The organism is Mesorhizobium sp. C372A, assembly GCF_030323245.1.
GTDB lineage: Bacteria > Pseudomonadota > Alphaproteobacteria > Rhizobiales > Rhizobiaceae > Mesorhizobium.
Map to the genome: position 1 here is coordinate 5,535,834 of NZ_CP100475.1, position 14,567 is coordinate 5,550,400.

The 14,567-nt window shown below is 62.9% G+C and carries 10 protein-coding genes; 4 read left to right on the forward strand and 6 right to left on the reverse strand.

What is annotated here, in order from left to right; genetic code table 11:
- Positions 1-13: 13 nt before the first annotated feature.
- Positions 14-1,066, forward strand: coding sequence for a Bug family tripartite tricarboxylate transporter substrate binding protein (locus NLY42_RS26720; protein WP_023754659.1), 1,053 nt, complete (start codon positions 14-16; stop codon positions 1,064-1,066).
- Positions 1,066-3,024: a tripartite tricarboxylate transporter permease gene (locus NLY42_RS26725; RefSeq protein ID WP_023754660.1), complete on the forward strand. Its 1,959-nt coding sequence runs from the start codon at positions 1,066-1,068 to the stop codon at positions 3,022-3,024. The genes NLY42_RS26720 and NLY42_RS26725 overlap by 1 nt, the downstream gene beginning before the upstream one ends.
- A gap of 8 nt (positions 3,025-3,032) precedes the next feature.
- Here the strand turns inward: NLY42_RS26725 and NLY42_RS26730 are convergent, their stop codons facing one another.
- The 6 genes from NLY42_RS26730 to NLY42_RS26755 form a co-directional block, all read right to left on the reverse strand.
- Positions 3,033-3,974 (reverse strand): class I SAM-dependent methyltransferase, encoded by a 942-nt coding sequence (locus NLY42_RS26730; protein WP_198022199.1) that lies wholly within the window; start codon positions 3,972-3,974, stop codon positions 3,033-3,035.
- Positions 3,923-4,930 (reverse strand): hypothetical protein, encoded by a 1,008-nt coding sequence (locus NLY42_RS26735; RefSeq protein ID WP_023754662.1) that lies wholly within the window; start codon positions 4,928-4,930, stop codon positions 3,923-3,925. Before NLY42_RS26735 ends, NLY42_RS26730 begins: the two co-directional genes overlap by 52 nt.
- 264 nt (positions 4,931-5,194) lie before the next feature.
- Positions 5,195-5,512, reverse strand: coding sequence for a DUF2934 domain-containing protein (locus NLY42_RS26740; RefSeq protein ID WP_023754663.1), 318 nt, complete (start codon positions 5,510-5,512; stop codon positions 5,195-5,197).
- Positions 5,513-5,599: 87 nt separating this feature from the next.
- On the reverse strand, positions 5,600-6,190 hold the full coding sequence (locus NLY42_RS26745; RefSeq protein ID WP_023701844.1) for a BA14K family protein: 591 nt from the start codon (positions 6,188-6,190) through the stop codon (positions 5,600-5,602).
- Between the two features lie 192 nt (positions 6,191-6,382).
- Positions 6,383-10,192 carry a methionine synthase gene (gene metH, locus NLY42_RS26750; protein ID WP_023754664.1) on the reverse strand — a complete coding sequence of 1,270 codons (3,810 nt, stop codon included), beginning with the start codon at positions 10,190-10,192 and terminating at the stop codon, positions 6,383-6,385.
- Between the two features lie 149 nt (positions 10,193-10,341).
- The gene (locus NLY42_RS26755) at positions 10,342-11,463 is read right to left on the reverse strand and encodes a KamA family radical SAM protein (protein ID WP_031208658.1); all 1,122 of its coding nucleotides are present in this window, start codon (positions 11,461-11,463) and stop codon (positions 10,342-10,344) included.
- Between the two features lie 201 nt (positions 11,464-11,664).
- On the opposite strand from NLY42_RS26755, the gene NLY42_RS26760 reads away from it, so the two are divergent.
- Entirely contained in the window at positions 11,665-13,311 is a 1,647-nt protein-coding gene (locus tag NLY42_RS26760; RefSeq protein ID WP_023754665.1) for an acyl-CoA synthetase, read from the forward strand.
- A 235-nt stretch (positions 13,312-13,546) separates the two neighbouring features.
- Complete coding sequence (locus NLY42_RS26765; RefSeq protein WP_023754666.1) at positions 13,547-14,440, forward strand: hypothetical protein; 894 nt, start codon at positions 13,547-13,549, stop codon at positions 14,438-14,440.
- Positions 14,441-14,567: the final 127 nt, after the last annotated feature.

Below are 14,567 nucleotides of genomic sequence, written 5' to 3' on the forward strand. Positions count from 1 at the left end.
GGGGCTTGGCGAGATGAAGTTCTTTCGTGTGGCGTTGGCGGCAATCACCGCCGCGGCAATCTACCTGCCGTCCGCGGCAAGCGGCGGCGAGATCGCTTGCGCAACCACCTACGCCGGCCGGCGAATCACCCTCGTTGTCCCCAACGCTGCCGGCGGCGGCTATGATACCTATGCCCGTGCATTTGCGCCGGCCCTTGCCAGCACGACCGAGCTCGATGTCAGGGTCGTGAATATGCCCGCGGCAGGCGGATTTGCGGCGCTAAAGCGTGTAACCAATGCGCCATCCGACGAACTGGTCCTTATGATTGAAAGCGTCTCCGACATAATTTCGCAAGGTGACATTCCGGCTGGCGTCGACAACTGGATGAATCGGCTAAATCCGATAGGACTGATTCACATCGATCCCGAAGCGTGGATCGTTCGGAACGATGTCGATTTGCAAAGCGCCAAACATCTGGTCGCGTCGGTTTCATCGCTTGAAGCCGGCATCCTGCCGATAGTGCTCACCGCGCACCTCCTCGATATCAAGGTCGACGTGGTCTCGGGCTATGAAGGCAGCGGCGCACTCATGTCCGCGCTCCTGCGTGGCGAAGGCGATATGACATCCAATTCATTGACGACAGGCTTGCGCTCGACCGCCGCAGGCGAAGCCAAAGTCGGTCTGGTTCTCACGGAGGGACCTGACCCGAACGCGCCAGGCGTGGCTTTCCTGGCGGGTGAAGGAGGGTTGGTGTGGCAGCGTAGCCAAGGCCTTTCCAAGGAGAAGCAGGAAGAACGATTGCGGTTGGCCATCGCCGTCGCGAAAGCTTCGGCGACAGCGCGGGGATTTTTTGCCCCTGCCGACATGGAGCAGAAATCGCTAGGTTGTCTTCGTGACGCCGTCTCTGCCGCGGTCAAGAGCGATGGGTTCAAGGTGGCGCTTGAAGCTCAGAAACGTCCAATCGAGCCGCGCGACGCTGACCAGACCGTCATCGTGATCAACGATATGCTCAGTGCCTTCCATGAGGCGGAAGCGTATCTGAAAAAACACCCGGAACTCGAGCGGGATGCGCGAGCAACGCGCTGATGACCGGATATTGGGCTGCCCTCGGCACTGGACTGGGCAATGTATTCTCCTGGCCGAACATACTGATCCCGGTGCTTGGCACCTTGGTTGCCATGGCTACGTCCTTTCTTCCAGGGATTGGCGGCGCCAGCCTTGCAACCCTTCTGCTGGTCGCAACCGTGCATTGGGATCCGGTATCGGTGTTGTTGCTGTTTGGCGCCCTGACCGGCGGCGCGACCTTCATGGGATCTATAACGGCTATCCTCTTCAACATACCGGGCAACGCGCCAAGCGCGGCAACCCTGCTCGACGGCCATCCGATGTCCAGGGCCGGCCTGCCTCGCACCGCGATAGCCGCCGCGGCAACGGCCTCGGCCGTCGGATCGGTTTTTGGCGTCCTCGTCCTCATAGCGCTCATGCCGATCATTCGGCCGTTCATCCTGCAATTCGGACCGTTTGAATACGTGCTGCTCGGCGTATGGGGCCTGTCGACGATCATTGCGGTTCCAAGCGCGTCCCGTCTGAAAGCGCTGGCGATGGCGCTGCTGGGGCTTTTGGTCGGTCTTGTCGGAACTGATCCGACCTATGGCCAACCACGCTGGACGTTTGGGAGCATCGCTCTCTTCGATGGCGTCGACATGGTCGCGCTGCTGCTTGGCTTTTTCACCGTTTCTGAAATCATCTCGTGGCGAAAAAGATTGCAGCTTGAAAAAGCGGCTGGCCTGGAAAACGCGAACGACTCGATCTGGACCGGTATGCTTGCTGTCTTTCGTCATTGGGGACTGACAATGCGATCGTCGGCCATCGGCGTGTTGGTCGGCATCATTCCAGGTGTTGGAGGAACGGTCGCCAGCTTCGTTGCCTACGGGCAGGCGATCCAGACAACCCCCAAGGACCAGCGCTTAAGGTTCGGATCTGGTGACATCAGGGGCATCATCGCGCCAGAAGCGGCCGTCGATTCGAAGGACGGAGGCTCGCTTCTGCCGACCGTTGCCTTCGGCCTTCCCGGCAGCGAGGGCGGCTTGATCCTGCTGACAGTCCTGACGGTACACGGCATCGTTCCGGGCATACCGATGCTGACGACCGGCTTGCCCCTGACGTTCACGTTGATTACCGCGCTGCTGCTGTCGAACCTGCTGACGTCCGCAGTGGGATTGGCGTTGACACCATATTTTGCGCGCCTGACTGCTCTCAGGATCGACCGCATCGCGCTCCCGATCATTGTCGTCAGCTTCGTGACGATCGTGCAGCTAAACGGGCTGCTGATCGATCTGTACGTAGCCGTCGCTTTCGGGCTGGCCGGCTACATGCTGAAGCGCCTCGACTGGCCGCAAATTCCTTTTGTCATATCATTCGTCCTGGGCGGCTTCATCGAGCGAAACCTGGCGCTCAGTGTGGAGTTGGCCCGTGTCGGCAGGCTGAACCCTCTACAACGGCCGGCGTCGTTGACGATCATGGTCATAATCGCGCTTTCCCTCGCATGGATCGTGCGCGGTGGTGTTTTGCCGCTGCGACGTGTCAAGCCAAAGCGTGCCGATGCCGTGGTCGCATGGCTGTTGACCGGTGGATGCGCTGTGCTGGCAGCGATATCGCTCCAAGGGCAGCCAGGCTATTCGATCTTCGCGCAGGCCGTGGCCTGGTGTTGTCTGTTTGCGATGCTCGCGGTCGCCCTTGTGCAAACGATCTCGCTTGTTCGTCACGAGAAACAGGGAGGCGAACGGACCCATACGATCCCGGAAAGCCATCGTGTGCCGTTGATGATGATGCTCCTGTTGCCGGTCGCTGTCTGGCTGGCGGGCCTCCCGGCGGCGCTGTCCCTGTTTACCCTGGTATGGATTGCAGCCGGTCAGAAGCTGACCTTGAAGTCGGCGACACTGGCATCTTGCACCTCGGTTGCGGTCGCAGTGGCGACCTGGTTTTATCTCGATCGGATAGCCGCTATCGACCTTCCCGCTTCTGCGATGTCGCACTTATTCTAGTGGTCGGGCTACATCCTGACGGCGACGATTTCGTATCTAGGAATTGTCTGGACGCTGTCGGCAGCGGCAAGCGGGGAAACGCTTTTCCCGGTATGATGCTGCTCCGAGCCGACAATCGTCAGGTTGGATTGCTTCAGCATATCCGCAAGGTCTGAATATGTAGTGCGATCTTCATGTAGCGGTTCATCCCAGAGCGCTTCGACGGCCGTCTTCAGCTCCGCCACGGCAGCGGCAGTAAAATGCGCCGCGACGGCGGCCTTCTCGATGGTCGAAAGCCTTCGGCCGATTTCAGCACTGCTGCGAGGCCCCCTCGGCTGGTCTTTTTCCGATAGCAACCTCTGGGAGAGAAGCAGGCGTCCGCCAGGCTTGAGATTACGTGCCCAACTGTCGACCACCTGCTGGCGTGCGCTGCGGTCGAAGAAATTAAGAACGCTATGCGCGACAACTGCCTGCACCGGCGCACAGTCGCAACCGCGAATATCGGCGCGATGGGTCTCGAGCGCAAAACCGGCGGAGCGTGCAAACAGCCTGTTCTGTTCGACCGTCGTTTCACAGCGATCGATCAGCACAAATTCGGGCTCGATGCCGACCGGCCTCGTTTGGCCCAGAACCATTGCCGCCAGGCCGGTGTCGGCCGCGCCCGAGAGGAGAATGCGACAGCGTCCCTCCTGGGCCATGGCGGCCAATTCACGTCCAAAGAACCCCCCGCCGGCCGGCTTGGCACCTTTCGATTCCAGCAGGCGGATCATGCTCCACGTGCGATGGTAGGGCATGCACCCATGGCTCGGGTCACACAGCACCTCAGCCCAATCAAACGAAAAACGGGCAAGTTGCGTGAGTGGTTCGTCGGTGTGGATCGAGATCCGTTGCCCTGCCGGTGGGCTTTCTCGCGGGCCGTTCATTGCGAATGCATCTTCCTTCGCCGGGCCATTCTTGTTCTCCAAAGCCATCTCACTGGCCATATCCAGCGGCCCGACTGAATGAATTGGTAAGATCTGGCTGAAGGCAGGAAGTCGATTCTCCCGGTGCCGGAACTGTCGATTGCCTCGAATGCAACTTTCAACGCCGCGATAATGTGGCTACGTCGTTCCTCACGGGCGGCTGCGCCACCTTTGAACTTCGGAAAAGTCGGATTGGGGTTGACCTCGAATATCACCAATGCGCCGTCTCGCAACGTGTAGTCCACGCGGCCGAACTGGATATGGCCCGTATTGCAGGCGCGAAGCAGGTCCTCAGCGTGCGGATTGTCCTTTACGAAGGCGAGTTCCTCGCGCACGAAATCCGGGTCGGTGCTGCTTGCCGATGACTTAACGTTCCAGTCGACGGACCTAAGTATGTGCTGGGACACAATCGCGTCCCCAATGCGGAATGCGCCATACTTTCGATAGTAGCCGTTCGAATCGCGATCGGCTTCAAAGGAGACGGCGATGCGCCGCTTCATCGGCTTGGCGTTGCCCTGGAGCACGGCGATCGCCTCTTCAAGTTGGCGTGGGTTTTCCAGAAGCTTGGTTTCCGGCCCCCAAAAGCCATCTTCCATCCGGATAAAAACAGGGTAACGGGTTGGTCGCTCATCCTGCTCCAGACGCGATACTTCGACCGGGTTGATTCCTCTAATACGAAGCCGGCGGAGCAGGGCGAACCGCTCCAGGACAGTCGCGGGATGGTTTAGAATTCGAGCATCAGGGTCGGCGCGCTTTGCGGCTTCGGCAATATCCGCCGCCGCCATCATTTCCATGCCATTCAGATACTCAAAATCAGTAAAAACCAAGGTACCCGCGGGAAAGTTTAGTCGGCGGAAGACTGACTGATAGGTTTCCATGCGCAAAAGCGGCAACAAGTGCCCTGCCGACGAAATCAGCCGCCGCATCGGCGTCTGATTCAACTCGTGCACCAACACTGTGATCATCGTTGCTCGCCACCCCGTCTCGACGTCGTATAGAGAAAGTGGCGAGAGTGTCTACAGGCACGCTGGTGCCGCGAAGTGGTTGGCACTTCGTATCGCGGCATCTGGGCTGCTTCGCCGGCATCGGCACCGTCCGCTTACGGATGTTGCTATGGCCAGCACGGATCAATTTAGGCGCAAAGCTGTCAGAGAATGACGGCCTCTGTCGCGACTGCCAAAGTGATAAGTGTCAACAAGACACTCTGAAAGATCGTCCCAGGCCTCTGATCAGGACGTCGCCCGCCTCTTTCCCTCAATCCCCCGCGCAGCCTGCTCAACCACCGCCCGGTCCGTGCCCAGCCTGTCGATCAGCTCCTGCGCCTCGTCGCCCGATATGCCGGTGCGCACGGCGAGTTCCTCGACGGTCAGGACGTCGGTGCTGGCGATCTCGCGCGGCAGGGCGTCGTCGGCGGTCAGCGGCAGCGCCGCCTCGCGGTCGATCTCGGCCTCGGCCCGGTGCCAGTGGTGCTCGGGGTCGCCAGTGCCTTCGCGCTCCCAGATCTGGTAGGCGCGCTGCTGTATCTTGTGATGCCGGTCGTCTTCCATGGTGGTTCCTCCCCTGGGCTTTGAGGACGATCCGGACGATCCCAGAAATCGCGCGGTCGCAATCGTTGGCGGCGCCCTTCGCGCTGGCTACTCGCATTGCCGTCTCGGCCCGCCGGAATATGGCTGGTAGCTGTTGTCTTCCGGACGGTAGGAGCGATAGCGGCTGAAGCAGGAGGCGACATGGTCCGGTTCGCCGCCGGCAGCCGCGTAGGCGCCCGCGCCCTCGACGTAGCTTGCCTCTCGCGGCGCGACGCGGTCGGCGGCGAGATAGGGCGATACGCAGGTGCGCTGCTGTCCGCTATAGGACATGTAGCTGTTGTCGTCGGGATCGTAGGAGCGGTATCGGCTGGCGCACCAGGCGAGATGCGGCGGCGGCAGTTCGGTCCGCGCGATGGCGCCGGTGACTGTGGGATCGGGCTGCTGCCTGGCCGGGTCCTGGGCTGGCTCCTTGGCGGCGATGTCGGCAGGCGCGGACTGCTCGGGCGGCACACGTTCGAAGTCCTGCGCCGTCTTGTCCACCGGCCGCGCTTTCCGGGTCCACAGTTCCGCCACGCTAACGGTGGGCCTTGCCTCCCGCACAGGCTTGGCGGCAAGCAGCCAGGCTGCGAAAACCAGCCCGCTGCCGAACACCGCAAGGGTCAGCACGAAGCCGCCGACCAGTCCCAAAATCGCTTTCACTCGACACTCCTTGTGTCCCTGCCAATAAAATGCGGGACATCACGGCTTGTTCCAGAAAAGCAGGCGCGAGGGACCTAAGTCTGACCGACCGACAACCGGCAGCTCGCCGAGAACCGGGTGCGGCGCGATTTTTTTCGACGGTGAAAAATCAAGGGAGCGGTCGAGCAGCCATTGGGCAAGATCACGTCCCGGCTATTCCGCCGCCTCGGCATAATCCACGGGCACATAGTTGAGGATCGGCCCAAGCCAGCGCTCGGCATCTGCCAGCGGCATGGCTTTACGCCGCGCATAGTCCTCGACCTGGTCGCGTTCGACCTTGGCGACACCGAAATAATAGCTTTCGGGATGGGCGAGATAGATGCCGGAGACCGATGAACCCGGCCACATCGCATAGCTTTCGGTGAGGCTCACGCCGGCACTGCGCTCACCATCCAGCAGTTGGAACAAGGTCGCCTTCTCGGTATGGTCGGGCTGCGCGGGATAGCCGGGCGCGGGGCGGATGCCGCGATAGGGCTCGCCGATCAGTTCATCCGGCGCCAGCGTCTCGTCGGCGGCGTAACCCCAGAATTCCTTGCGCACCTTCTCGTGCATGCGCTCGGCGAAAGCTTCGGCGAAACGGTCGGCCAGCGCCTTGACCATGATCGAGGAATAATCGTCATTGGCGCGCTCGAAGCGCTCGGCGATCGCCACCTCCTCGATCCCCGCGGTGACGATGAAGCCGCCGATATAGTCCGACTTGCCGCTGTCGGCCGGCGCGACGAAATCCGACAGCGCGACATTGGCCTTGCCGTCGCGCCTGGTCAGTTGCTGGCGCAGCGTGAAGAAGGTTGCCAGTTCCTGCGAGCGTGCCTCATCCGTGAACAGCCTGATGTCGTCGCCGACGGCGTTCGCCGGCCAGAAGCCGATGACGGCGCGCGGCGCGAACCATTTTTCCGCGATGATCTTTTTCAGCATCGCCTGCGCATCCTCGAACAGCTGGCGCGCCGCCGGTCCCTGCTTCTCGTCGTCGAGGATCTTGGGGTAACGCCCCTTCAGCTCCCAGGTCTGGAAGAACGGCGTCCAGTCGATGTAGCGCGAGAGCTCAGTCAGGTCCCAGTTCTCGAACACTTTCACGCCGGTGAAGGACGGCTTCGGCGGTTCATAGGCGGACCAGTCCACCCTGTGCGCATTGGCCCTGGCCTTTGCCAGCGGCAGCCGCTGCTTGTCGGCCTCGGAGCGGGCATGCGCGTCGGCGACCTTTTTGTACTCGGCCCGCACTGTGTCGACGTAGCCGCCCTTGGTCTCGTTCGACAGCAAGGATGACACGACGCCGACGGCGCGACTGGCGTCATTGACATAGACCGTCTGTCCCTTGGAATAGCGCGGGTGGATCTTCACCGCCGTGTGCACGCGGCTGGTCGTGGCGCCGCCGATCAGCAGCGGAATGTCAAACCCTTCACGCTCCATCTCGGCGGCCATGTGCACCATCTCGTCCAGCGACGGGGTGATCAGGCCGGACAGGCCGATGATGTCGACATTTTGCTCACGCGCCGTCTGCAGGATCTTTGCCGCCGGCACCATGACGCCGAGATCGATGATCTCGTAATTGTTGCAGGCCAGAACGACGCCGACGATGTTCTTGCCGATGTCGTGGACATCGCCCTTCACCGTCGCCATCAGGATTTTTCCCGCTGTCTGGCGCTCGCCATTGTCGATGCCGTTGGCGGCGTTGGCCAGCTTTTCGGCCTCCATGTGCGGCAACAATCCGGCCACCGCCTGCTTCATCACGCGCGCCGACTTCACCACTTGCGGCAGGAACATCTTTCCAGCGCCGAACAGATCGCCGACGACATTCATGCCGGCCATCAGCGGGCCTTCGATGACATGCAGAGGCCGCTCGGCCGCATGCCGCGCCTCTTCGGTGTCGGCGTCGATGAATTCGGTGATGCCGTTGACCAGCGCATGCGAAATGCGCTGCTCGACCGTCCAGTCGCGCCAGGCGAGATCGCGCTCCCTGGCTTCCTTGCCGGCCGTGCCCTTGAAGCGTTCGGCGATCTCCAGCATGCGCTCGGTGGCGGTGCCGCCGGCCTTGGGCATGCGGTTGAGCACGACATCCTCGCACGCCTCGCGCAGCCCCGGCTCGATCGTGTCGTAGACGGCGAGCTGGCCGGCATTGACGATGCCCATATCCATGCCGCGCTGGATGGCATGGTAGAGGAACACCGCGTGCATGGCCTCGCGCACCGGCTCGTTGCCGCGGAACGAGAAGGACAGGTTCGAGACGCCGCCCGAGATATGGACATGCGGCAGCGTGGCGGTGATCTCGCCGGTGGCCTCGATGAAGTCGACGCCGTAATTGTCGTGCTCCTCGATGCCGGTGGCGACCGCGAAGACATTGGGGTCGAAGACGATGTCCTCGGGCGGGAAACCGGCCTGTTCGGTGAGCAGCTTGTAGGCGCGGGTGCAGATCTCGACCTTGCGCGCCCTGGTGTCGGCCTGACCGGCCTCGTCGAAGGCCATGACGACCACGGCCGCGCCATAGGCGCGCACCAGCTTCGCGTGATGCAGAAAGGCTTCCTCGCCTTCCTTCATCGAGATGGAGTTGACCAGCGGCTTGCCCTGCACGCATTTCAGCCCGGCCTCGATGATCTCCCATTTCGAGGAGTCCACCATCACCGGGACCCGCGCGATGTCAGGCTCGGCGGCGATCAGGTTTAGATACTCGACCATCGCCTTCTTCGAATCGATCAGGCCTTCATCCATGTTGATGTCGATGATCTGTGCGCCATTGGCGACCTGGTCGCGCGCCACGTCGAGCGCCGGAACATAGTCGCCCGCCGTGATCAGCTTTCGGAACCTGGCCGAGCCGGTGACGTTGGTGCGTTCGCCGACATTGACGAAGGGAATCTCGTCGGTCAGCGTGAACGGCTCCAGCCCCGACAGGCGCATCTTGCGCTCGATCTCGGGAATGGCGCGCGGTGGACACTTCTTGACAGCCTCGGCGATGGCGCGGATGTGGTCCGGCGTCGAGCCACAGCAGCCGCCGACGACATTGACCAGCCCTTCCCTGGCAAAATCCTCGATCTGCGCGGCCATGAAGTCCGGGCTCTCGTCGTATCTGCCGAATTCATTGGGCAGGCCGGCATTCGGATAGGCGCAGACGAAGGTGTCGGCGGCACCCGATATTTCAGCCAGATGCGCGCGCATGGCGTTGGCGCCGAGCGCGCAGTTGAGGCCGATGGTGAAGGGGCTCGCATGGCGCACCGAATGCCAGAACGCCGTCGGCGTCTGGCCCGACAGCGTGCGGCCGGAGAGATCGGTGATGGTGCCGGAAATCATCACCGGCAGGTGCACGCCCTTTTCGATGAATATCTCGTTGCAGGCGAAGATCGCCGCCTTGGCGTTCAGCGTGTCGAAGATGGTCTCGATGAGAATGATGTCGGCGCCGCCGTCGATCAGGCCGCGCAGCTGCTCGCCATAGGCCAGGCGCAGATCGTCGAAGGTGACGGCGCGGTAGCCTGGATTGTTGACGTCGGGCGACATCGAGGCGGTGCGGTTGGTCGGCCCGAGCGCGCCGGCGACGAAGCGCCGCTTGCCGTCCTCCTGCTGTGCCCTCGCCGCTGCCCGACGCACCAGCCGCGCGCCGCCGCGGTTCAGCGCGTAGACGGCATCCTCCATGCCGTAATCCGCCTGGGCGATCGAGGTCGAGGAGAAGGTGTTGGTCTCGAGGATATCGGCGCCAGCGATGGCGTATTGATAATGGATCTCCTCGATCGCCTTCGGCTGCGTCAGGATCAAGAGGTCGTTGTTGCCCTGCTGGTGGCAGGCGCAGCCGGCAAAAGCCTCGCCGCGGAAATGCTCCTCGTCGAAACCGAGACCCTGGATCTGCGTGCCCATGGCGCCGTCGAGGATGAGGATGCGTTCGCGTGCCGCCGCGGTGAGCGCCGCAAGCACTTCCGAACCGTCGGGCTTGGCCGCGACGGGGCCGAACATTGCGTCCAGCGATGCAGAATTCTGCGACATTTTTATCCTTGAGGCGACAACCATCACATAAGGATATCTTTATGTCAACATACGGAATGCAGGCGAACGCGTAGTGGCGAGAGTTTGGTGCGATGGTCATCCCGATCGACAATGTGACGGCGGCGGTCATCGTCGCCGCTGCGCCCTGCCTACACCACGACGTCCCGATACAGCCTCACCTCGCCGTCCTGGCCGCGGATGCGCCAGTCCTGCCCGTCCCGGCCCTCGACATGGCATGGCCCGAGCGGCACCTTGCCACCGCCTTCCGGCAGGTCCAGCACATAGACGGGATTGCAGATGCCCGACAGGCGGGCGCGCAACGCACCGGCCAGCGCCTGTCCCTGCGCAATCGTGGTGCGCCTGTGCGCCATGCCGCGCGCGAGGTCGCCATGGTGCAGGTAATAGGGTTTGACGCCGAGCCGGTACATCAGTTCGCGGCAGAGTTCCTCCAGCACCTCGACCGTGTCGTTGACGCCCTTGAGCAGGACACTCTGGTTGAGCAGCACGAAGCCTGCCTGGCGCATGACGCGGCAGGCCAATTCGGTGGCCGGCGTGATCTCCCGCGCATGGTTGAAATGGGTGACGATTGTGACCATCAGCCGGCCCTGCAAGGCGCCAACCAGCCCCGGCGTGATGCGCGCGGGCAGCACGACAGGCACGCGTGTGTGGATACGCAGCAGCCTCACATGCGCGATCGTCTCGATACGGGCGCGGATTTCGGCCAGCGCCTTGTCCGGCAGCGAAAGCGGATCGCCGCCGGTCAGGATCACTTCGCGGATTTCGGTATGGCCTTCGATATAGGCAAAAGCCTCTTCGAGCGCTTCTCGCGTATAGCCGCGGCCGATCGAGGTCAGGGATTCCTTGCGGAAGCAGAAACGGCAATAGACCGCGCATTGGTAGGTCGCAAACAACAGCACCCGGTCGGCGTGGCGGTGCGTCAGTCGCGGCACCGGACTGAAGGCATGGTCGGCGATCGGATCGTCGAGCTCGCCTTCCGTTTCCGTCAGCTCATCCGGCGATGGAATGACCTGGGCGCGGATCGGATCGGCGGGATCGTTCCAGTCGATCAGGTCGAGATAGGTTTTGGGGGCACGCACCTTGTGGCGTACGGCCGCCTCCTGCGCCGCCGCGCGCTCGGCGGGTGACAGCGGCAGGGAGGCGAGATCGCGGACGTGGCGCACGCCCGCGCGGATGTCGTTTTGCCAGGCGGTGTCGGCATCGCGTCCTTCGTCGGCTGTGGCCGCGTCATCGAAAGTTGAGTCTGGGGTCATTGGGGCCTCGGGGCAATTCTGGCGGTGCTATCGGCCGGATGGATGGTTCGGTCAACAGCAGTGGCTCGGCGCGGATTGTCGCTGCGCTGCGGTCCTTCGCATCCCCCGACTATCGCCGTAATCGACCAGCGCAGCAATTTCAGGCAATCTGACCGATAAGGCGCTCCAAGGGGAGATGGGCGCCGCTTAGGGAGGACCGCGATGAGCAAAATGCCGCGCTATGAGGATGCCGCTCAGCGCTTTCGCATCGAAGATGAGATCGCGCGGTTGTATGGCAACCCTGGAACCGGCATCAATGCCTATGTCGAATGCTGCGGCCGCTACACCGGAGAAGACCGGCTGGCGCTGCGCGCGATCTCGGCCGGCGGCGAGCTTCGCGAATTCAGCTTCGACGATCTCGCCGACATGTCCGGGCGCGCCGCCAATGTGCTCAAGGCCGCCGGCGTCGGTGCCGGCGATGTCGTCGCCGGCATGCTGCCGCGCGTCCCCGAACTGGTGGCGCTGATCCTCGGGACGTGGCGCATCGGCGCGGTCTACCAGCCGCTGTTCACCGCCTTCGGTCCGAAAGCCATCGAGCACCGCCTCGGCTATAGCGGCGCCAAGATCGTGGTGACCAACCCGGCCAATCGCGGCAAGCTCGACGAGGTCGAGACATCAGCGCAAATCGCCACCATTCTTGGCAATGGCGGTGTGCTACCTGCAGGCGACATCGATTTCCGCGCCGCGCTTGCCGCCGCCTCGCCCGAGTGCCAGCCGGTGATGCGCAAGGGCGACGACTTGTTCATGATGATGTCGACGTCGGGAACGACCGGCCTGCCCAAGGGCGTGCCGGTGCCGCTTCGCGCCCTGCTCGCCTTCGGCGCCTATATGCGCGACGCGATCGGCTTGCTGCCCGACGACATCTTCTGGAATATCGCCGATCCCGGCTGGGCCTACGGCCTCTATTACGCCATCACTGGCCCGTTGCAGCTCGGCATCGCCACGACCTTCTATGAAGGCGCCTTCAACGCCAAGAGCACTTACGACATCATCGAGCGGCTCGGCGTCACCAGCCTTGCCGGCTCGCCGACCGCCTATCGCCTGCTGATGGCGGAAGGCGCGGAAGCTGCGGCCCGTGTCAAAGGCAGACTGCGGGTGGTGAGCAGCGCCGGCGAGCCGCTCAACCCGGAAGTCATCCGCTGGTTCGACGCAAATCTCGCCGCGCCCATTCACGACCATTACGGCCAGACCGAGAACGGCATGATGGTCAACAACCATCATGGGCTCTCGCATGTCGTGCGCGCGGGCTCGGCCGGCTTCGCCATGCCCGGATATCGCATGGTGGTACTGGACGAGGCCGGCAACGAGCTCGGCCCCAACCAGCCCGGCATCCTCGCCGTCGACATCGCGAAGTCGCCGCTGCGCTGGTTCGACGGCTATCACCAAGCCGAGACGCCGGCGATCACGAGCGGCTACTACCGCACCGGCGATACGGTGGAGTACGAGCCGGACGGTTCGGTCTCCTTCATCGGCCGCGCCGACGATGTCATCACTTCGGCCGGCTATCGCATCGGCCCGTTCGACGTCGAAAGCGCGCTGATCGAGCATCCGGCGGTCAACGAGGCGGCTGTCGTCGGCGTGCCCGATCCGCAGCGCACCGAGATCGTCAAGGCCTTCGTCGTGCTGGCGCCGGCCTACAAGGGCAATTCGGAGCTCGCCGAAGAGCTTGCCCAGCACGTCAAGAAACGGCTGTCGGCGCACGCCTACCCGCGCGAGGTCGAGTTCATCACCGAACTGCCGAAGACCCCGAGCGGCAAGATCCAGCGCTTCCTGCTGAGGAAGGCGGAGGTGGAGAAGCGCAAGGCGTGACTAGGCGCCAATCTCCCCCCTCGAGGGGGAGATGTCGCCGAAGGCGACAGAGGGGGTCGTTGCGCGTGAAGCGCTAACGTCGTCTCGCGCTGCAAAAGGAGTCAGCTTCACGCGGGGCGACCCCCCTCTGGCCTGCCGGCCATCTCCCCCTCAAGGGGGCAGCTCCAAGGCCGTCTTTTTTCAGCCCAATGTTGTCATGTATCCTTGGAATCGAACGTAGAGCAGGGTTTATATCATGCGGTGGGTCTGGACGTTTCTGTTTGCGCTGGTGAGCAGCGTGGCTTTCGCGGCCTCGCCGGAGGACGACTATGTGGCCGCGCGTGACAAGGCGATTGCTGATATCGCAGCGCTGAACAGTGCGAACGCGGCAATCGAGACCATCGACGCTGAGAACGAGAAGGCGCTGGCCGACCTCCAGCAGCGTCTTGCCGGCATTATCGGGCCGCTGGCGGTCAAGGACTTTCCGCCAACCGGCACAATCAATATCGAAAGCCTCAGCGACTCCGATATCGGCTATGGCATGCTCGATGGGCTGCGATACACCAAGGGCGACGACGGCCCCAGCCTGGTGGCAACGACGCGAGGGCTGCTGGAGCGCTGGCTCCAGTCCAGAACCGCCGAGACCGACGAGAGTTTCAAACTGCCCGCCGGCATCGATGAGGCGCTTAAGCTCGATGCCTTCTACACCCAGGCGATCAACAGCGACGCCGCCTTCGAGGGAACAGTCGACTTTCCATTGAAGAAACCCGAAGGCGCCGACATCGCCTTCGCACGGCTCGGCGGCTGGACGCAGGACGTCGGGCCGATCTATGAGCAGGAAGTCATCGTTACGCTCGTCAAAGGCAACAGCGTGAGAATTATCGCAGCGCCGGCAGCCCCTGCCGTTCCGAAGATCGCCGCCTGCGACGCCGTGTGGGCTGCTGCGGACGCCGCCGCGCAGAAATTCCAGGAGGCCTACCAGGCATCGGACCTGAAGGACGAAAAAGCGTTCGAGTCCTCCAACGCCGCCTGGGACAAGGGCGACAGCGACTACCGGGCCTGCATGGCGCAGCGCCTGCCGGCTGACCCGGCTTTCCCGGCGCTGCTCGCCCAGGCGCAGGCGCTGGCCGATCAAATGGCTGGGAAGTAAGCCTCCCGCAAGGGCCCGCGCGGCAAGATCAGGCGGCTTGTTGCAATCTGAGGCGAATATGACTTCGCCGCCGGGTTGCAGAACGCTGCAACCTGGCGTCCTACTTTCGGACACTCATTCAGATTTC

Coding starts and splice junctions, on each gene's coding strand:
- NLY42_RS26755 (WP_031208658.1), bottom strand. CDS start 11,463: ATGACCCCAGACTCAACTTTCGATGACGCGGCCACAGCCGACGAAGGA.
- NLY42_RS26765 (WP_023754666.1), top strand. CDS start 13,547: ATGCGGTGGGTCTGGACGTTTCTGTTTGCGCTGGTGAGCAGCGTGGCT.
- metH (WP_023754664.1), bottom strand. CDS start 10,192: ATGTCGCAGAATTCTGCATCGCTGGACGCAATGTTCGGCCCCGTCGCG.
- NLY42_RS26725 (WP_023754660.1), top strand. CDS start 1,066: ATGACCGGATATTGGGCTGCCCTCGGCACTGGACTGGGCAATGTATTC.
- NLY42_RS26720 (WP_023754659.1), top strand. CDS start 14: ATGAAGTTCTTTCGTGTGGCGTTGGCGGCAATCACCGCCGCGGCAATC.
- NLY42_RS26735 (WP_023754662.1), bottom strand. CDS start 4,930: ATGATCACAGTGTTGGTGCACGAGTTGAATCAGACGCCGATGCGGCGG.
- NLY42_RS26760 (WP_023754665.1), top strand. CDS start 11,665: ATGAGCAAAATGCCGCGCTATGAGGATGCCGCTCAGCGCTTTCGCATC.
- NLY42_RS26740 (WP_023754663.1), bottom strand. CDS start 5,512: ATGGAAGACGACCGGCATCACAAGATACAGCAGCGCGCCTACCAGATC.
- NLY42_RS26730 (WP_198022199.1), bottom strand. CDS start 3,974: ATGGCTTTGGAGAACAAGAATGGCCCGGCGAAGGAAGATGCATTCGCA.